The sequence below is a fragment of the Methanosarcina flavescens genome, from assembly GCF_001304615.2.
In the GTDB taxonomy this organism is placed as follows: domain Archaea; phylum Halobacteriota; class Methanosarcinia; order Methanosarcinales; family Methanosarcinaceae; genus Methanosarcina; species Methanosarcina flavescens.
On the sequence record NZ_CP032683.1, the window covers coordinates 1,389,911 to 1,408,718 of the forward strand.

The window sequence follows — 18,808 nt, forward strand, 5'->3', positions numbered from 1 at the left end:
ATTGAATCTGGAGGTTAGGTATTTTCGATACGCTATATAATTATCAAGCTTGTTATTTAATTATAGATAATTGATCTTACTATTAAATTATAATAAGTTTACTATAGAATTATAACGGTGATCTTACTATTAAATAAGAATCCTGCCATCAGATTTGGCCTGCTATTGAACCAATGATAAGATCAAACTGAATATTGAAATTATTATATTGAGTACTGAGTTAAATTGAATGTTGAAATTAAACTAAGTATTGAGTTAAATTGAATATTGAAATTATTATACAGAGTACTGAGTTAAATTGAGTGTCTTTTTCTTTAAGTGAGGGTATTTTCTTTAAATGTCGGTATATTCATAATTCTAAGATATATTAAATCTTCCCGCCACATCTAGAAAGTAGGCATGGAAGAAAAGAAGTGAAGACATTTACTGTAATACTTTCGATACCTTTTATACACTGTTGCAGTAAATGATACAGTGAAGTTCTGGACAAAAGATAACAGCTTATCAAGTAGCTTTTTACTTGCAGTGCTGATAACTCGGAGGGCTTAACTCCATATATTTTTATCTGAGGTCTTTATGCCTGAAGTAAAATTTGCTGAGTTCTTCTTTATTTTAAATTCATATGAAATATAGCTTTATCTTAATAAAGTTTATTTTCAATTTCGTTAAATAGAAAGCTAATCTTTAATAGTTCTATATACAGGATAAAATCAACAGGATAAAATCAATTTCACTTTAATTTGTTGAGACAGTATATTAATGACACTGTCTTATAAGGTAAGATCCCACAGTTTATATTATAAAAGGAAATATAACTTATTAAAAATTCGACAAGAATAAGTAAAACAGCTTTCTTAATGATCGATATTATTTCAAAACGAATATATATACGATGAATATAACTATGTTTACACGACTCCATTACCTAGGAGCGTGCTACATCTGAAAAAGGAAATTGCAAGGCACCCTTATAATTTTTTAGTTTTTCTTGCAGCAGAGAGACAAAGTTTTGCAGCCGGGGGCCAAGACCATATATAGCGTATAAAAGTGATTAAAAGGTCATAAGAGGCTAGAAATGCCAAAACCCCTGCCTGTTCAACATCTCTCATACACAAAGATTATTATAGGGGTACATCCATATCGAAATGGGGATAACTTCAGTATATTGGTGGTGTGTAAAAAATGAAATCATTTGCATTAGTCCGGGCAGACGATTCGGACAAAGTAAAAATAGCCTTACATGATCTGGAACGATACGGACATATTCAATTTTCAGCTACTCCAAAACGCATAGAACCGACCTATGCTGATGAGCTTCTTGTTAGTGTAATGGGCGTATCCCTCAAATCAAAATGTAACTCTGCCGCATTGGTAGAATTGAATAATCATGCAGGTGCAGCAATTAGCAGGCTGAAGAAAATCCATCCTCCTGCTCATATAATCATTATCAGTCCAAGACACAAAATGTTTGAAGAACTGGCTGGCAAGTTTTCAAAATATCCAGAATTTGACCGAACATTTAACCATCAGAAGAGTCCACAAAATATGGAGGTCATTCAGGAGAAAGGAGAGACCTCCAATCCGATGCAAAGAGAATAAAATAACTTCGCCAATTAATAACATTAACTTTATAAATTTTAATTTAGTTTAAAGTTAACTTTATAAATTAACTTTATATTTTTTTAAATCGATTTATTGAAAATCCTGCTTTGAGCAGTACCCGGTCTTCAACCTAAGCCTGGAAACATAGGTATAAAGACTTTCTATATCTTTAATTTCTTTCTGGGAGATGAGTCTGAGTTTGTTTCGAATTTCAAGCTCAGGTTTCAGGCCAAAGCTCTCGAAATATCCTGAAAGCTTTATAGCCAGCAGGTCACCCCGTCTGTCCCAATCAGTTAATATGACCACCTCATTGCCAAGCTGGGCAATCCTTTCTGAAAAATTAAAGAGGGAGTGCCGGGTCGCAAGTTCGAAATTGCCCTCAATTCCAAGCTTTTTCAATGAGAGAACATCTCTTTTTCCTTCAACTATGATAATTGCTCCCCGTGAAGAATATTCAGAGATTTCGGAGAGTAACTCTTCAATCCTTTCAAGCCTTTTTCTGTAAATATCAAGATCAGCCACTTTGTCTGCAACCTGTTATTATACGAACTTTTAAAATTACGCTTTTTTAAAATCTATAAGATACTTTTCAGAGGAGGAAAAACTTACTCTTAAAACTTGAAGACTTACTCTAAACTTAGTTACTACCTAAATTCTGTTATTAGAGCTCTAGTTTTCCCTAAATTTCTATTTTATTTCCTTAAACAAGCTCCAAAAATAGAAATCGCCCGTTGGTATGAAACTCCTTTTAATAATAATGATTTCTTACTGCTTGTTGCTCCACTATTTATAAGAATATCTGAACTGCTAATTTTGAAGAGATCAGCAAGGCATTCAACTAGCTGTTCATTTGCCTTTCCTTTCTGGGCGCTTTTGGTCAGTTTTACTTCAATCCGTTTGCGCCATTCATTGTAGCCGCTCGGAACCAAGACTGACTTGGAACCAGGAGTAACTTCGATATCAACAATTATATCGGAACCCAGATCTGTGATTGCCTCTTCAAAAGACATATGTTTTACCTTTCTGGAAGTATTCTATAAATACCTGTCAAAGCAAAGAATTGGAAATGATAAGTTTCTAAGTTAGAAGAAAGTCTCCAATCGGATTTAAGATAAGATATAGATCCATAATTCAAAAATTATAGTTAAGTGTTTTAAAATCAGCAGAGAATAGTGCTGTAGCCCGAGCGCACTAACTCCGAAAGCTCATCCTCTGGTTCTCCGCAGTCACTTTCAGTTACCCTCGTGCCGGGCAGTGTCACACTATAGATGTACCGCATTGGGGTTGTCTATACACTCACAGTCAGGATTTTCCATTATCTCGTGCAAGGACCTATACAATGCGACGAAGCCATATTATATACATACTGATATATAAAAATGTCGGCGAGCGGCGGGTATGTTACATTGCATATACTTATGGGAGATATTTATAATAAAAATCAATTTTCTCTTAAAAGAGTGACCTCAATTGTAAACGGCATTATAATAGCTACATTCTCAAAAAGATTGCTATAATAGTAAAAATTTGAAGGAAAACTTATTATACTATGTATATGTTTGCTTTTCCACAAATTGGGCGCAGATGCTCAATGAATAGCAGAGGTGCGTATATATGTACGGCACTGAAAAGATAATTCCCGGGACAATTATTGCAGGTCCTGAGCTGGAACCTATCGAAGGATATGTTTGCATACATAGAGGAGTAATTACAGAGGTTGAAGAGGAACGTACACACTCTAACAACATAATAGCTCCCTGTTTTGTCAATGCTCATACTCACCTTGGAGATTCGGTATTCAAGGACCCTCCTCTGGGAAAAGTTTCAGGATACCGGACTCAAAGAGACCTAGATGCTCTTGTAAAACCTCCTGACGGATTAAAACACAGGATTCTAAGAGAAACGCCATACAAAACCCTTATCGAGTACATGAGAAAGTCTCTACTGGATATGATAGAAACCGGAACCTGTGCTTTTGCGGATTTCAGGGAAGGAGGGGTTGTGGGGGTAGCAGCCCTGAATAAAGCTCTCGAAGGACTTAAACTTCATCCCATGGTACTGGGTAGACCTGCTGAACCAGAATTGCCTCTTCAGGTTGTAATGGCTGAAGTAAGAAGGATTCTTTTGCATTCTTCCGGAATTGGTATGAGCGGGACAAACGACCTTGATCTCGGACTGCTTGAGAGTATTGCTGCCAGCACACGGCAGTACAAAAAATTCTTTGCAATCCATGCAGGAGAGAAAGATACGAGCGATATAGAAGAAGCGTTATCACTCGAACCGGATCTTCTGATTCATTTAACAAATGCTACAAAAAGAGATCTTGAATACGTGGCTGATGCGAAGATTCCGGTCGTTGTCTGTCCCAGATCTAACCTCATTACAGGAGCCGGAATGCCACCTATTGCCGAGATGCTGGAAGCTGGAATAAGAGTAGCTGCGGGCACGGATAATGTAATGTTAAATTCTGTAAATATGTTTGCTGAAATGGAATTTATGTCTAAGATTTTTTCTATTGATGATAGGCAAGTATTTAAAATTTGCACACTTAATGGTTCTTTTGTAATGGGGCCTGATTCTACGGGTTCGATACAAAAGGGGAATAAAGCTAATCTCATGATCCTGAATGGAAGTTCAAATAATCTTGCAGGGATAAAGAACCCCATAAGTGGAATCACAAGGCGGGCAAGACCCGATGATATACTATCGGTACTTCATTCGTAAAGCAATTGGAGAACAAATATGGTGAGCGAATTTTACCGGAATATAGTGATTGCAACAGATGGATCCGAGAACAACCAGAGAGCTGTTTCTTACGGTATTGAGATTGCAAAACTTAGCGGAGCCACAGTTCACGCTCTTTACGTAGTAGATACAACTTCTTTTTCCTCGATACCTATGGACGCGGGCTGGGAAGCAATGTATGAGGCCCTGAGAAGAGAAGGGGAAAAAGCGATATATGAGGTTAAGAAACGCGGAGAAGTCTCAGGGGTTGAAGTGAGAGAAGTTCTGCTGGAAGGTCATCCGAGCAATGAGATTACAGATTTTGCAGAGAACAATAATGCTGACCTGATAGTTGTAGGTACCCTCGGTAAAACCGGGCTCGATAGATTTCTGATGGGAAGCGTTGCAGAGAAAGTAGTAAGAGGCTCAAAAGTCCCGGTCCTGGTAGTCCGGAGTGAAAAGCAGAGTTAAGATTTTCTGTCAACTGGAAGCCTTTTGAGAACAGATATACAAGAAAAGAAAACCAGGATTAAGCATATACAAAGGTGTAGATCACATGCCAAAAAACATCTTCATTGAGGATATCATGGTAAGGGACGTAGCAAGCGCAACCCTTCCAGGTTCAAGGGATGAGGTTCTTAAAATTCTTAAGAACAAACACATTTCGGGAGTACCAGTACTTAAAGACTCCAAAGTTGTGGGAATTGTAACCAGAACAAACCTTTTACAGAACCCTGAAGAAGAGCAACTGGCCCTTCTTATGACACGGGATCCGATAACAATATCCCCTGGATCAGATCTGCAGACTGCTGCACGCTTGCTTCTGAAGCATGGCATAAGAAGACTTCCGGTAGTGGATAATGGTAAGCTTGTAGGACTCGTTACCGTAGCAGATGTCGTAGGCACAATTGCAGACATGAACATCGATATTCCAATTAAGGACTATGTGGAGAAGGAAGTCGTTGCGATTTACAGTGAGACTCCCCTGCCTGTTGCTGCCAGGATTATGGAGCTTGCAGCCGTCAAAGCTGTCCCTGTGCTGGATGCAAACCTAGAGCTCGTAGGAATAATCTCGGACAGGGATATTATTGCTGCCAGCGTAATTGAAGATAGTGTAGAGATGTCAGATATGTCTTCAGGTCTGGACGATGATGCCTGGACCTGGGAATCAATGCGAGATACCTTGAGCATTTATTACAGCGTATCAAGGATTAAGGTCCCCAACCTGATTGGACGCGATATAATGATCAAGGAGCCGATTACAGCTACATATATTGCATCTGTCAGTGACTGTGCACGAAAAATGAAACGCAACCGGATTGACCAGATTCCAATTATTAATTCTAACCGCAAGCTTCAGGGGCTTTTGAGAGACCATGACCTTTTGAAGCCACTGATAGAAATGGAGTAAACTTAAACAAAGACTTGTTCCTAAAAATCGTTAAATCCTTTAACGTGAGGTAAAGAAAAAGCCAGGAAACATTAAATTACTCAATATTCTCCACTCAGGAAGCACTCTGATGAAAGATACTTCCGATAAAACTTTTTTCAGGAGCCAGAAAAATGGAAAAACCTTTTATTTTCATTAATTCTGCTATGTCAGCCGACGGCAAACTTTCAACAAAGGAAAGGAAACAGGTCAGGATCTCCGGAAAACTTGATTTTGAGAGAGTGGACGAACTACGAGCTCAGGCAGATGCAATTATGGTAGGAATAGGAACTGTCCTTTCAGACGACCCAAGCCTGACCGTAAAATCTCAAGAAAGAAGGGCAGCTAGGAAAGTCGCCGGAAAAGACGAGAACCCAGCAAGAATTATTGTAGACAGCTCGGCAAGAACTCCACTGGATGCCGACATTTTCAAAAAAGGGGAAGGAACAAGAATTATTGCTGTTTCAAACTCTGCGCCTGCCGAAAAAGTAAGAAAGCTGGAAGAAAAAGCTGTTGTTATCAGAACAGGTACCGAGAAAGTTGACCTTGAGAAGCTTGTAAGAAAATTAAAGGAAATGGGCATAAACACACTTATGGTAGAGGGAGGGGCAACCCTGAACTGGGGCATGCTCTCCGCAGGTCTTGTTGATGAAATATATACTTTCGTTGGAAATCTGATAATAGGAGGGAAAACAGCTCCAACCTTTACGGACGGGGAAGGTTTCACGGAAGCCGAACTTCTCGGACTTGAACTGCTTTCAGCTAAAAAAATCGAAAACGGTATACTCCTTAAATGGAAGGTTAAAAAAAGGAATTGAATTTTTCCTTCCTTTTATTTCCTTCCTTTTATTTTTTCTTTCTTTTATTTCCTTCCTTTTATTTCCTTCCTTTTATTTTTTCTTTCTTTTATTTCCTTCCTTTTATTTTCCTCTCTTTTATTTTCCTCTCATTTATTTTCTCCCTCATTTATTTTTCTTTTTTCTTGCCTTATGACTTAAACAAATGGTTTCCTTTTTATCAAAAAATAGGCTCTGTAGAAATCCTCTAAATTCTGTTTTTACCCAAAAATTATAAAAATAAAATTGTAAAAATGCTCCTTAATTTTTTTGTCCCCACAAAAAACAAAGGAGCAATTGCTATTGTCATCAAATAAGTATATTAAATTTATTGATCTCAGTCTTAAAACGGTTCAGTCTTCCAGACTGAACCTTTACTCCTGCAAATATTCCAAACGTGTTTATACTCAACATCAGCTTCTTGTTCTTGTTTTATTGAAGGAGTATATAAGTACAGACTACCGTGACTTTGTAGAACTTGTTGACCTCATGAACAGTATAAAGAAAAAACTTGACCTTGATAAGGTTCCTCATTACACTACTCTTCAAAAGTTTGTGTCCAGAATTCCCTCTTCATTGTTTAACCTAATTTTGTCAAAAACTCTAAAACTATTTTACTCACATGGAGAAAAAGTTCTCATTACGGCAATTGATGCAACAGGATTTACGAGTTCTTATGCAAGTCATTATTATTCTAAGAGAACAGGGAAGCTCCGAAGGAGCTTCCTTAAAACTTCAATATCAGTAGACACTATTAAAAAAGTAATATTAGGATGGAAAATTAGCCAAAAAACAGATCATGATGTCAAGCATGCAAAGACTCTGATAAGACAATCAAACAAGTCAAGAAAGTCTCAATGTTATGTGATGGATAAAGGATATGATTCCGAAGAAATTCATACTCTAATAAGAGAAGAGATAAAAGCAGATTCAATAGTACCTTTGAGAGAAAGAAAAAGAAAGAGAATAAACGGAAAATATAGAAAACAATTAAACAAAGACTTTGATAAGATCAAATACAATAGAAGGAATATAGTAGAGACAATAATATCTGTTGTAAAAAGGAAATTTGGAGAAACATTAAGAGCAAGAAAGGTTAGAAATCAAGTAAAAGAAGTAAAAGTTAAACTAATAGTCTATAATATAAACAAAAAAGTAATACAATTATTATGGATTAAATTAAGGATTTCTACAGAGCCAAAAAATAAACTTCTTAAGAGCCTCGAAGTTAATCCCCGTCGTTTTAATGGTGGGGTATAGCCGTCATATTATATTTTTGATTTAAGAGGAGGTGCCAGTAATCAACTCCATACAGAATTTTAATCATACAATCTGGTTTTGAAATAGGAATCCCTTCCTGAGTGGCCAAAAACTCTAAGCGTTCAATCGAATTTATCATCGATTTTTATACGACATTATATTATTTCAGCATGAATATATAACTCCGAGGTCTTTTTCTTTATAATCTAATTATTTAGTGGATATGAGGACACAGTACCAAAGTTCGTAATAAATATAAATTGAAAATTACTGGATTTTGGAACAGAGTCTATATGATGGAGACCTGAAAAAGAAATGCAGTTTAAATATGGATTAGATGACAAACCTAAAGGATTGGAAATGATAATATACGGTTTGCAATGGTTTGTAGTGAGCATCCCGGCTTTGTTAATTATAGGAAAGCTAATTGCCACAATGCAATATGATGATCTTAGTCAGCAGATAATATATATACAAAAACTTATTTTTGTCACTTCCATTGTACTTATTGCTCAGGTATTGTGGGGGCACCGTTTGCCTCTGGTATTAGGGCCTGCAACCGTCCTGTTGATAGGAATTATAGCTTCTCAAAGCACCAGACCTGAATTCATATCAACCTCTATTTTTATAGGGGGTCTAGTACTGGCTTTGGTTGCTTTTTCCGGGCTTTTTGCTCATGTGCAGAAACTTTTTACGGTGAGAGTAGTTTCCGTAATCCTTATCCTTATAGCCTTTACCTTATCTCCCGTAATTCTTAACCTTATCTTTTCTCCTGAATCAGCCATCTCCCCTCTTTTCAACCTATCTTTTGCCATGTTGCTTTGTCTTGGTATGTTCACTGCTAATAAATTGCTAAATGGGGTCTGGAAAGCAACTGTAGTAATTGGTGGGATTCTTTTCGGAAGCATTACTCATGCTTTGTTACAAACAGTTTTAGTCCCTGCGTCTTCTGTCTCCGTTCAAGAACTCCCCATGTTCGGCCTTTTCTTTGGAGATCTTTCGTTTAAATTTGCCCTTGATCTGGGAATCCTGCTCTCGTTCTTGTTCTGTTATCTTGCACTTTCCATAAACGACCTGGGTTCGATACAATCCGTAGGAGGTCTCTTAAACGCCAGCTCAATGGAAGAACGTGTCTGCAAAGGAGTTGGGATTACAGGGCTTGGAAATGTCACAGCAGGTCTTTTCGGAGTTGTCGGACCTGTTAATTTCTCTTTCAGCCCAGGGCTGATCACAGCCACGGGTTGCGCTTCACGCTATTCTTTGCTCCCGGCCGGTGTCGGATTGCTTATCCTGTCCTTTTTCCCCGCAGCAGTCAATTTTATCAGTAATATTCCTCCGGTAGTGATAGGAAGTGTTCTGGTCTATCTGATGAGTGCTCAGATAGCTTCAGGGTTGCTCATGCTTACAGAAAGAAGTGCCATCAGTGGGTTTAATGAAGGATTGATAGTCGGTTTTCCCATCCTGATCGCAACGATTCTGGCTTTTATTCCTTCTGGGCTCCTGACAACCTTTCCTCCCGTACTGAGACCAGTTGTAGGGAATGGGTTTGTTATGGGGGTAATTACTGTAATCTTGCTTGAACGCCTGATATTGAAGATTCAGGGTTAATACCAGAATAGGCATGCATTTGTGGATAAAATGTGAGTGCTGCAAGTGCCCAGTCTTACTGACAAAATCAAAATGCTGCAATAGCCTGCTGGATCTTCCTCAACTTCCTGAGACCCAAGGAAGGAGATATCTCAAAAAGCATCCTTAAAATCATCGACATGGGCAATTACCGGACAGAAGAATAGAACGCAGTTAAAGTCCAGTTACTGGATTAGGCCCAAAATCGAGCCTTTTCCACAAATGCAGGCGTTCAGCCATTTTAATTTATTTTTGAAGTTTATTATCTTGATTAGTCGTGCCCTTGCATCGGGCAATTCTGCTGATCATATGTCCGATCAAGGCTTGAGTTTTTGCTTTTCAAACCCGCCTTTGCAATATACAAAAACTTCCAGTCCACATTCGCCTTTAAGAAACTCCCTCATTTTGCGGTCATAAATCCTCTGGACATTCTTTAAATTGTTTTTCCTGAAATGAGTTATCACAGCTCCGAAAAAGTCAATCATCTGTTTAAGATAAGCTTCTTCATAAGCCCTGGTTTCCCGTACAATTGCCTCACATTCCGAATCCTCAATTTTGGAATTATATCTCCCATGCTCATTTAAGCCGCTAATCTGCCTCCAGTCCACTTTTCCAAATTCATCAGCTTCCTGATGGAGCATATAAGGATAGACCCTGCAGATTGTGGGACGGTTGTCATAAATCTTGCATCTTTTATTCTCAAGGAAAACACAGGAGCCGTCAGGCTTTGTTCTCAGCGCATAGCCCGACACATAAAAATTCCCCTTCTGGTCACAAAATTCAGGAGTTGGAGCAGGAGTAACGGCATCAGGATCTATTTGCCTTATTAGTTCCAGGTCTGCATCAAGCAGAAAAACATGGTCATTAAACTCTTTAGTGCAGCAGCGTGCACAGAACTCACATCTGAACCCCAGTTCTTTGATTATCCCAACAAATTCAGAGTTAGGAAACTTCGGCTCTGTAGAAATCCTCTAAATTCTGTTTTTACCCAAAAATTATAAAAATAAAATTGTAAAAATGCTCCTTAATTTTTTTGTCCACACAAAAAACAAAGGAGCAATTGCTATTGTCATCAAATAAGTATATTAAATTTATTGATCTCAGTCTTAAAACGGTTCAGTCTTCCAGACTGAACCTTTACTCCTGCAAATATTCCAAACGTGTTTATACTCAACATCAGCTTCTTGTTCTTGTTTTATTGAAGGAGTATATAAGTACAGACTACCGTGACTTTGTAGAACTTGTTGACCTCATGAACAATATAAAGGAAAAACTTGACCTTGATAAGGTTCCTCATTACACTACTCTTCAAAAGTTTGTGTCCAGAATTCCCTCTTCATTGTTTAACCTAATTTTGTCAAAAACTCTAAAACTATTTTACTCACATGGAGAAAAAGTTCTCATTACGGCAATTGATGCAACAGGATTTACGAGTTCTTATGCAAGTCATTATTATTCTAAGAGAACAGGGAAGCTCCGAAGGAGCTTCCTTAAAACTTCAATATCAGTAGACACTATTAAAAAAGTAATATTAGGATGGAAAATTAGCCAAAAAACAGATCATGATGTCAAGCATGCAAAGACTCTGATAAGACAATCAAACAAGTCAAGAAAGTCTCAATGTTATGTGATGGATAAAGGATATGATTCCGAAGAAATTCATACTCTAATAAGAGAAGAGATAAAAGCAGATTCAATAGTACCTTTGAGAGAAAGAAAAAGAAAGAGAATAAACGGAAAATATAGAAAACAATTAAACAAAGACTTTGATAAGATCAAATACAATAGAAGGAATATAGTAGAGACAATAATATCTGTTGTAAAAAGAAAATTTGGAGAAACATTAAGAGCAAGAAAGGTTAGAAATCAAGTAAAAGAAGTAAAAGTTAAACTAATAGTCTATAATATAAACAAAAAAGTAATACAATTATTATGGATTAAATTAAGGATTTCTACAGAGCCGAAACTTCTTTAAGCCTGCAAGTTCTTCTCGCGCATCTTCAAGCCTTGATTCAATATTATCCTTTTTAACGTTAATCACCTTTTAAGAAACAAGTTTTTTCACAAAATTTTTCACAAGACTTTTCAAAAAAGGCTTGAGCGAAACCGTTGCGCCGGTTTATCACGCCATCATGCCGGTTTTTGATCAAACTTTTTTCTAAAAAGTTTGCGGTCAAGCCTTTTCGTAAAAGGGTTGCAGTGCAACGGTTTTGGTCAAGCGATGCCACACTTGCAGTTCAACGGTTTAATTACAACTTTTAGTCATATTCTAACCTAATATCCGTAACATTTAATTACTAGCATTTCTCTTTATGATAAACCCAAGGCTTGATGACATTTATAATTTTGCACCTTCAGGCCTCAAGGAATATCAAATATCTTCAAGTATCATTGAGAATTATCAATTTAACGTTATCGAGTCAGGAAATACCTGTTTGAATACTTGCTTATTGGGACTTGCCGGATAGAAGAAAAAATCCGCGGCAACCGGCAGTATCCAGCAACAAGCAAATACTTGTTACAATGTGATAAATTACAAATAATTCAGAGAAAATTAAGATAAAAATTTTAGCGAGGAATGATAATGGGCAAAACCGGCAGCATTGAATGGGTAAAGGTAAAAGGCAGAAAAGGCAGAGTAATTAAGGTCCCGAAATCAAATGCTCAAAAAGCACACCCAGGACCTGCACAGCGATTTACTTCTTCTGGTCATAAGAGGCGCTTTATCAGAAGATCTCCAAAAGCCCTTGTAAAGTGATTTTAAGGGCTTTTAATTTTAACTTTTTTAATTTTCTTTTAAGCGTTCAGAAGTATTTTTAATATTTTTAAGGAATTCTAAATATTTTCTTCAGAAAATAGGTTTTTTCCTTTAAATAGCAGGGTTTGAAAAGGAGAAATTTTGAAAAATACAGGGCTTTTATTCTATCAAAAAGACATCCACTTCTTCTCCCTCATCATACCCTTCAATATCTTCGGGCACAAGCACGTACCCATCAGCCTTTGCAACCGAACTAAGGATCCCTGCTCCAGCCCCTGTAAGGGGGCGAACCTTATCCCCCTCAAAGACAACGCGGATAAAATTAACGTATCCTATTTTAGAACTGATTTTTGCAGCCAGGCGCCTTTTAAGAATAAGTTCGGGAACTTCTGGAATTGCTGCCAGTTTCCTAATTCCGGGACGAACAAAGAAGTAGAGAGCAACGAGTCCGGCGACAGGATAACCGGGAAGGCAGACAACAGGGACACTATTTATAATCCCAAGCGCTGCAGGTTTTCCTGGACTGGCTCCTATGCCGTGTACGAGTAATTCCCCGAGGGCTGCCAAAATCTCAGGGGCATGATCCCTTTTCCCTACCGAGGTTCCGCCCGAAAGAAGGATCATATCGGCGTCCAGGTTTGCTTCTACAGCCCTTTTTATACTATCCGGATTATCAGGCACGATCTCAGTACATCGAGGAATTCCACCCCATTTCTTCACATAAAGGGCCGACATCAACCCATTGGTTTCAATCATCTTGCCGAGTGGAGGAACATCCACACTCTTCTTACGGCTTACAAGCTCATCCCCTGTCGGAATGATTGCAACGACAGGCTTTTTGAAGACTTTCACTCTGTCAAATCCAAGCGATGCCAGTACGGCTACGTCACACGGACGAAGGAGATGCCCTTCTTCAAAAACCCTGTCTCCTTTTTTTATATCTTCCCCGATCTGTCCTACATTCCTATTCGGGTAGACCTGTGCCCTGATCTCAACAAGGTTTCCTGCAGTAGCAGTATCTTCAACCATGACGACAGCATCAGCTTCTTCAGGCACTGCTGCTCCGGTATGTACCCAGGTCGAGCCTCCTTCCTCTATTTGATCAGAGAGCTGCAGCAGAACAGGGTTTGCAGGAGAAGCCCCCAGAGTATTGACAGCCTTTACCGCGTACCCATCCATAGCAGCACGTCTGTAGTGAGGCACATCCCTCTCAGAAATTATGGCTTCTGCAAGCACCCTGCCTGCGCAGTCTTCGAGTGAAACTTCTTCTGTTTTTCTCAGAGTGGAAATATTTTCAAGGAAAAGTCTTAAAGCTTCATTAACCGGGGTTCGCTCTTTGAATATCCTGCCCATAGTCTCCCTTCCTGAAAAGAGAATTAGCCTCCAGAGACAGGAGGCAGGACTGCAAGCTCATCGCCATCTGAAAGAAGCGTATCAAGTCCGTCAAGATGCCTGACATTGTTTCCATTTATAAGGACATTAATTGAACCGCACATGACAGGAGTTTCGCGTTCCTCTTCGGATTGTTCAAAAATAAGAGATTCTAATTCGGGATATTTTTCAGTAAGGGATAAAAGGACATCAATAACTTTTTCTCCTGAGATCTGCAGTTCCGATGTGCCTGCCTTTTCACGCAAATTTGCAAATAACTTGATTTTTACCTCAGCCATGAGAGACTATTTTATCCTATTCCTTAAATATACCTATGCCTTATTAAGAAGCAGCTATGCTGGAAGGTTTGGGGAATAATGCAACAGGGTCAGGATTACAATATAGAGAACTCATCAGGGCTTTCTGAGAAAAAATATAAAGCATCAGGAATTCTGATCATTCTTTTTGCCCTGTTAATAAGACTGTTTGACCTGGGAGAACGAGTTTTTCATCATGATGAAAGCGTACATGCCAGTTTCACTCTTAAACTTCTGGATGCCGGGCAATACAGTTATAATCCGGCTTATCACGGTCCCTTTCTTTTCCACTCTACCGCTGCAGTCTTCTATTTTCTAGGAATCAGTGATACAACCGCACGCCTGATTCCTGTTTTCTTTGGAGTAGCGGCAATTCTGCTGGTCTTTTTGCTCAAGAAGGAACTTGGGAAAAGAGGTGTACTCTGGGCGGCTTTTTTGCTTGCTTTTTCTCCGAGTATGGTGTATTTTTCAAGATTTTTCAGGAACGACCTGATCATTGTTTTCTGTACCCTTGCTGCGGTTATAGGGGGGATTCGCTACCTTGAAAACCTCCACAGCCAGAAGAGATATCCTTATCTTATCCTTACAGCTTTTTCCCTTGCCCTTGCCGTATCCTCAAAAGAAAACGCCTATCTTGTCATTGTGATGTTCGGAGCCTACGCAGGGATTTATTCCTTATACAGGTTTTATTCCGACTGGGAAAGAGGGGGAATTAATCTTAAAAAGGTTTTTTCTCTCAATATCACTGCTATTTCTCCATTTCTTCCCGATATCCTGCTATCTGGCGTATTCTTTATTTTTACGGTAATGTTATTCTATACAAGCCTTTTCAGGGTCCATGAGACCCTTTTCTCAATTGTGGGGAGAGCTTTCTCCCACTGGATGGAGATGCACAAAATTGAACGCATAGGAGGTCCTTTTTACTTTTACATTCCTATTCTTTTCGTGTATGAAAGCCCTATTCTGATTTTTGGGACTGCAGGTATTGTCCATTTCCTGAAAAAGAAAGGTAAAAACTTCTCTTTTTTCCTGTTTGTCTCCTACTGGGCAATTGCAAGTTTGCTGCTCTATTCCTATCTCCAAGAAAAGGTTCCCTGGCTTGTTGTGCATATTGTCTTGCCCTTCGGAATTCTGGCAGGAGCTTATCTGGGTGACCTTTTTTCCAGGACTTCTGGCAGAGAACAGGTAAGTTCATCAGGAGCAGAAAACATTAGCTTCGGAGCAGACAAAACCCCTGCGTCCAGAATGAGATATTCCAGTACCTACAATCTCGTAGTGGGAATTCTAGCACTTACCCTGATAATGTCCCTGTTTCAGTGCATTTCTGTAAACTTTTACAGGAGTATGGAACATGACGAATTGATGACTTATTCACAAGCGCCTCAGGATATCAGGGAACTTATGGGGAAAATCGAAGGATTCAATAAAGGGCCTGAAAACCTAAGGATAGCTGTTGTAGATCCATATAATCTTTACTGGCCCCTGCCCTGGTACTTCAGGGACTATGAAAAAGCAGAGTATTATACAGCTCCTCCTGGGAACGAAAAATACGATGCAATAATCGTGCCTGCGGCGTACCGGATGTATGAGGAAATACCCGAAGAAAGGTATGCCTCATATAACTTCTCCCTGCGCCCAGGAAAGCAGCTTACCCTTTACTATGACAAAAACTTGAAAATAGTGAGCGATGATCTTTGAAAAGGGAATCCTCGTTAAATACCAGGGAAAGAGTAGTGAGTGCTTCCAGCTACTGTTTTTGATATTCAGTGTTAAGATTTTCGGGGAAGCTGCAGAACGAATCAGTGTCCCCTCAGTTATGGGGGAAATCCTGGCTGGAGCCTCACTTGGAGTGTTTTTCCATAATGTAGAGATTGACACAATTATTTTTTTGCTGAGCTGAGTCAACCTTCCTGCTATTCACTGCCGAATACAAAGATGTGAGCTTCAAAATTACCTGCATGTATGAAATGGGCTATCCATGCCAGGCAACGAAAAGTTGAGCAGCAGTGACAGGTCTCAGAGTTAAAAATAAATTAAAAACTTAAACTAAGTCTTGAAAATCTTAACTCAGTCAGACTTTGTTTTTTCATATTTATTCTCCTTATGACCTCTTCCGGAGAAGTACTTTACAAGTTCCATAGCGATAAACGTAGTAGAAGCAAGCGGCAGTATTACTTCCCAGTCAGAGAGAGAGAGTGGAACAGTCCCGAAAGCATTCTGGAAGAAAGGAACATAAATTACTATCAGTTGCAGGATTATTGTTGTCATGACTGCATAAACCAGGGGCTTGTTTGTAAAAAGCCCCAGGGAAAAGACCGAGTATCGATCAGAACGCCAGTTGAAGGCATTGAACATCTCTGAGAAGACCACAAGTGTAAAGATCAGAGTCTGGAGTTTTTCAATGGGGAAGCCTCTATCAAGAGCCCAGGTTAAAACGATGAGACCCTGAAGAGCAATCAACCCTCCTATTCCAAGCCCGGCTATGATTTCCCTGCGGGTGACAACCCCTTCCTTAACATTTCTTGGCTTTTGTCTCATGATGTTGAGGTCCGGAGGCTCAACTGAAAGAGCCATTGGAGGAAGCCCATCTGTAATCAGGTTAATCCAGAGGATCTGAACTGCAAGAAGAGGCAGGATTTGCCATCCCAGAATCGCAATAAGGACTATGAGAACCTCGCCAGTATGAGTTGAGATCCCGTAAGTAATAAAATTCCTAATATTTTTGAATATGTTGCGCCCTTCTTCAACCGCTGCAACAATGGATGCAAAATTATCATCTGTGAGAATCATACTTGAAGCTTCTTTGCTGACATCCGTGCCTGTGATTCCCATAGCTATTCCCATATCTGCAGCTTTGAGGGCAGGGGCATCATTCACCCCGTCCCCTGTCATTGCCACAACATAACCCTTTTTCTTAAAAGCGTCTATTACCCTCAATTTATGGGCAGGATAGACCCTTGCATAAACTGAAATCCTCTCAACCTTCTCTTCGAACTCGGCATCCCCAAGACTATCAAGCTCTGATCCTGTAAGAGTGAGATCGTTTTCCTTTAAAATCCCGAGTTCCTTTGCAATTGCAGACGCCGTAATTTTATGATCTCCTGTTATCATTACAGTTTTAATACCTGCGTCTGCACACTTCTGGATTGCAACCTTTACTTCCTCTCTAGGGGGATCTCTCATGCCCATTAAGCCTGAGAAAATCATATCCTCCTCAATTTCCTCTGCAGTGCGTTCTCCAGAGGAAACTTTCTCAGGAGAGATATCCTCAGCCAGGGGGCGGAATGAGAAAGCCATAACCCTTAGGGCCTGGTCAGCCATTTCCCTGATTTTCCCTGAGATCAATTGTTTTACCTCAGGAGATAAAGCTTTTATTTCACCATCATGAAAAATTTTCGTACATGATTCAAGGATTACTTCAGGAGCTCCCTTTGAGAAAGCAACCAATCCATTTACAGGAAAACTGACTGAGTTAGCTTCCACTCTATTGAGGGTAGCCATTCTTTTTCTTTCAGAGGAAAAGGGGATTTCCCCAAGCCGTGGATATTCCTGATCAAGCTCGGTTTTATGGAGTCCTCCCTTTGCGGCTGCAACCACAAGAGCCGCCTCCGTAGGGTCCCCTTTAATCTCCCATATCCCATCCTTTTTAAAAAGACCAGCATCATTGCAAAGCACAGCCCCCAGAAAGAGAGCCTGAAGATGGGGATCTTCTGCAGGAAATTCCTGATTTTCTTTAAAGAACTCTCCTTCAGGAGAGTATCCAACTCCTGTAACCTTTAAAAGCTGTTCGTTGACACAAATTATCTCAACCGTCATTTTATTCTGTGTAAGTGTGCCTGTTTTGTCCGAGCAGATAACGTCTGTAGCTCCAAGAGTTTCTACAGATGGCAATTTTCTTACGAGGGCATGTCTTTTGATCATTCTCCGAACTCCAAGCCCAAGCCCTACTGTAACAACTGCAGGAAGAGCCTCAGGAATGGCAGCGACTGCAAGGGCGACTCCCCAGAGAAACATATCGAAAAGGGGGAAGCCATAAAGAACCCCAAGTATTGCAACAAAAGCCACAATTATGAGAGTTGCGATACCAATCAATCGACCAAATTTATCAAGACTATCCTGCAGAGGAGTTCTGGATCTCTCTATTGTTCCTAAAAGCCCTGCCAGTTCTCCAAAAGCCGTATTCATTCCAGTTGCCGTGACAACGGCACAGCCTCTTCCGTAAGCAACTGACGTTCCTGTATAGACCATGTTTGTTCTGTCAGCCTCTGGAGTCTCTGAAGGCAAAGCTTCAGTACTTTTCTTAACTGGGACAGATTCTCCCGTAAGAGAAGACTCATCAGTTTTTAGATTGAATTCTTTAACTACCCTAGCATCCGCGGGAATGCGATCCCCTGTCTGGAGAATAATAAGATCTCCCGGGACAAGCTTTTTTGAGGGAATTTTTTTCTCGACCCCGTCCCTTATAACAGTGGCTTCCGGAGATGTGAGGGATCTCAGGAGTTCAATTGCTTTTTCAGCCCGGTACTCCTGCGCAAAACTCAAGGTACCTGCAAGAAAGACCGTGAAAATGATTACTATTGCATCAATTAACTCCCCAAGCAGGGCTGAGATAATAGAGGCAGTTATCAAAATGATAATCAGTACACTTTTAAACTGTGAGATAAAGAGTCGCAGGACTGAAACTTTTTCCTCTTCTTTAAGTTCATTTTCGCCATATTTTTCAAGTCTTTTTTCGGCTTCCTCTGAACTTAAACCTTCTTCTGATACCCCAAGCTCTTCAAAAACGGAATTTATTTCTTGGTCGTAATACACTCCCCTACCTCTCAAGCCTTTGGATTAACAGGATAATATCCCTCAACTAATATATTCGCTCCTAATATATTCG

The 18,808-nt window shown here is 39.5% G+C and carries 17 protein-coding genes; 11 read left to right on the plus strand and 6 right to left on the minus strand.

The window, feature by feature from the left end:
• Positions 1 to 1,182 precede the first annotated feature (1,182 nt).
• Positions 1,183 to 1,599, plus strand: coding sequence for a DUF356 domain-containing protein (locus tag AOB57_RS06260; RefSeq protein WP_054299915.1), 417 nt, complete (start codon positions 1,183 to 1,185; stop codon positions 1,597 to 1,599).
• A gap of 93 nt (positions 1,600 to 1,692) precedes the next feature.
• On the opposite strand, the gene AOB57_RS06265 is transcribed toward AOB57_RS06260, so the two are convergent.
• Together AOB57_RS06265 and AOB57_RS06270 are read right to left on the minus strand one after the other, a co-directional pair.
• Positions 1,693 to 2,124 carry a toprim domain-containing protein gene (locus tag AOB57_RS06265; RefSeq protein ID WP_054299914.1) on the minus strand — a complete coding sequence of 144 codons (432 nt, stop codon included), beginning with the start codon at positions 2,122 to 2,124 and terminating at the stop codon, positions 1,693 to 1,695.
• A gap of 170 nt (positions 2,125 to 2,294) precedes the next feature.
• Positions 2,295 to 2,612 (minus strand): DUF167 domain-containing protein, encoded by a 318-nt coding sequence (locus AOB57_RS06270; RefSeq protein WP_054299913.1) that lies wholly within the window; start codon positions 2,610 to 2,612, stop codon positions 2,295 to 2,297.
• 604 nt (positions 2,613 to 3,216) lie between these two features.
• Between AOB57_RS06270 and AOB57_RS06275 the strand changes: the two genes are divergently transcribed.
• The 6 genes from AOB57_RS06275 (at position 3,217) to AOB57_RS06300 (ending at position 9,459) form a co-directional block, all read left to right on the plus strand.
• Complete coding sequence (locus AOB57_RS06275; RefSeq protein WP_054299912.1) at positions 3,217 to 4,326, plus strand: amidohydrolase family protein; 1,110 nt, start codon at positions 3,217 to 3,219, stop codon at positions 4,324 to 4,326.
• An 18-nt stretch (positions 4,327 to 4,344) separates the two neighbouring features.
• On the plus strand, positions 4,345 to 4,797 hold the full coding sequence (locus AOB57_RS06280) for a universal stress protein (RefSeq protein WP_054299911.1): 453 nt from the start codon (positions 4,345 to 4,347) through the stop codon (positions 4,795 to 4,797).
• Positions 4,798 to 4,882: 85 nt separating this feature from the next.
• Positions 4,883 to 5,737 (plus strand): CBS domain-containing protein, encoded by an 855-nt coding sequence (locus AOB57_RS06285; RefSeq protein ID WP_054299910.1) that lies wholly within the window; start codon positions 4,883 to 4,885, stop codon positions 5,735 to 5,737.
• A 152-nt stretch (positions 5,738 to 5,889) separates the two neighbouring features.
• Complete coding sequence (locus tag AOB57_RS06290; protein WP_054299909.1) at positions 5,890 to 6,573, plus strand: 2,5-diamino-6-(ribosylamino)-4(3H)-pyrimidinone 5'-phosphate reductase; 684 nt, start codon at positions 5,890 to 5,892, stop codon at positions 6,571 to 6,573.
• Between the two features lie 321 nt (positions 6,574 to 6,894).
• On the plus strand, positions 6,895 to 7,851 hold the full coding sequence (locus AOB57_RS06295) for an IS5 family transposase (protein ID WP_167829564.1): 957 nt from the start codon (positions 6,895 to 6,897) through the stop codon (positions 7,849 to 7,851).
• Between the two features lie 360 nt (positions 7,852 to 8,211).
• Positions 8,212 to 9,459 (plus strand): uracil-xanthine permease family protein, encoded by a 1,248-nt coding sequence (locus AOB57_RS06300; protein ID WP_226999680.1) that lies wholly within the window; start codon positions 8,212 to 8,214, stop codon positions 9,457 to 9,459.
• Between the two features lie 335 nt (positions 9,460 to 9,794).
• On the opposite strand, the gene AOB57_RS06305 is transcribed toward AOB57_RS06300, so the two are convergent.
• Positions 9,795 to 10,445, minus strand: coding sequence for a YkgJ family cysteine cluster protein (locus AOB57_RS06305; RefSeq protein WP_054300061.1), 651 nt, complete (start codon positions 10,443 to 10,445; stop codon positions 9,795 to 9,797).
• 98 nt (positions 10,446 to 10,543) lie between these two features.
• Between AOB57_RS06305 and AOB57_RS06310 the strand changes: the two genes are divergently transcribed.
• Complete coding sequence (locus tag AOB57_RS06310; RefSeq protein ID WP_167829565.1) at positions 10,544 to 11,452, plus strand: IS5 family transposase; 909 nt, start codon at positions 10,544 to 10,546, stop codon at positions 11,450 to 11,452.
• A 609-nt stretch (positions 11,453 to 12,061) separates the two neighbouring features.
• A complete protein-coding gene (locus AOB57_RS06315) occupies positions 12,062 to 12,235 on the plus strand; it encodes a DUF5350 domain-containing protein (protein ID WP_167829667.1) in 174 nt (57 codons plus the stop codon).
• Between the two features lie 159 nt (positions 12,236 to 12,394).
• Here the strand turns inward: AOB57_RS06315 and AOB57_RS06320 are convergent, their stop codons facing one another.
• Together AOB57_RS06320 and AOB57_RS06325 are read right to left on the minus strand one after the other, a co-directional pair.
• On the minus strand, positions 12,395 to 13,588 hold the full coding sequence (locus AOB57_RS06320; RefSeq protein ID WP_054299577.1) for a molybdopterin molybdotransferase MoeA: 1,194 nt from the start codon (positions 13,586 to 13,588) through the stop codon (positions 12,395 to 12,397).
• Positions 13,589 to 13,611: 23 nt separating this feature from the next.
• Complete coding sequence (locus AOB57_RS06325; RefSeq protein WP_054299576.1) at positions 13,612 to 13,905, minus strand: ubiquitin-like small modifier protein 1; 294 nt, start codon at positions 13,903 to 13,905, stop codon at positions 13,612 to 13,614.
• A 78-nt stretch (positions 13,906 to 13,983) separates the two neighbouring features.
• Here AOB57_RS06325 and AOB57_RS06330 point away from each other — a divergent pair, with 78 nt between their 5' ends.
• Positions 13,984 to 15,621, plus strand: a complete 1,638-nt coding sequence (locus AOB57_RS06330) for a flippase activity-associated protein Agl23 (RefSeq protein WP_054299575.1) — start codon at positions 13,984 to 13,986, stop codon at positions 15,619 to 15,621.
• Entirely contained in the window at positions 15,611 to 15,823 is a 213-nt protein-coding gene (locus AOB57_RS06335; protein WP_054299574.1) for a hypothetical protein, read from the plus strand. The genes AOB57_RS06330 and AOB57_RS06335 overlap by 11 nt, the downstream gene beginning before the upstream one ends.
• 167 nt (positions 15,824 to 15,990) lie before the next feature.
• Here AOB57_RS06335 and AOB57_RS06340 read toward each other — a convergent pair whose 3' ends face one another.
• Positions 15,991 to 18,735: a calcium-translocating P-type ATPase, SERCA-type gene (locus AOB57_RS06340; protein WP_054299573.1), complete on the minus strand. Its 2,745-nt coding sequence runs from the start codon at positions 18,733 to 18,735 to the stop codon at positions 15,991 to 15,993.
• Positions 18,736 to 18,808 lie beyond the last annotated feature (73 nt).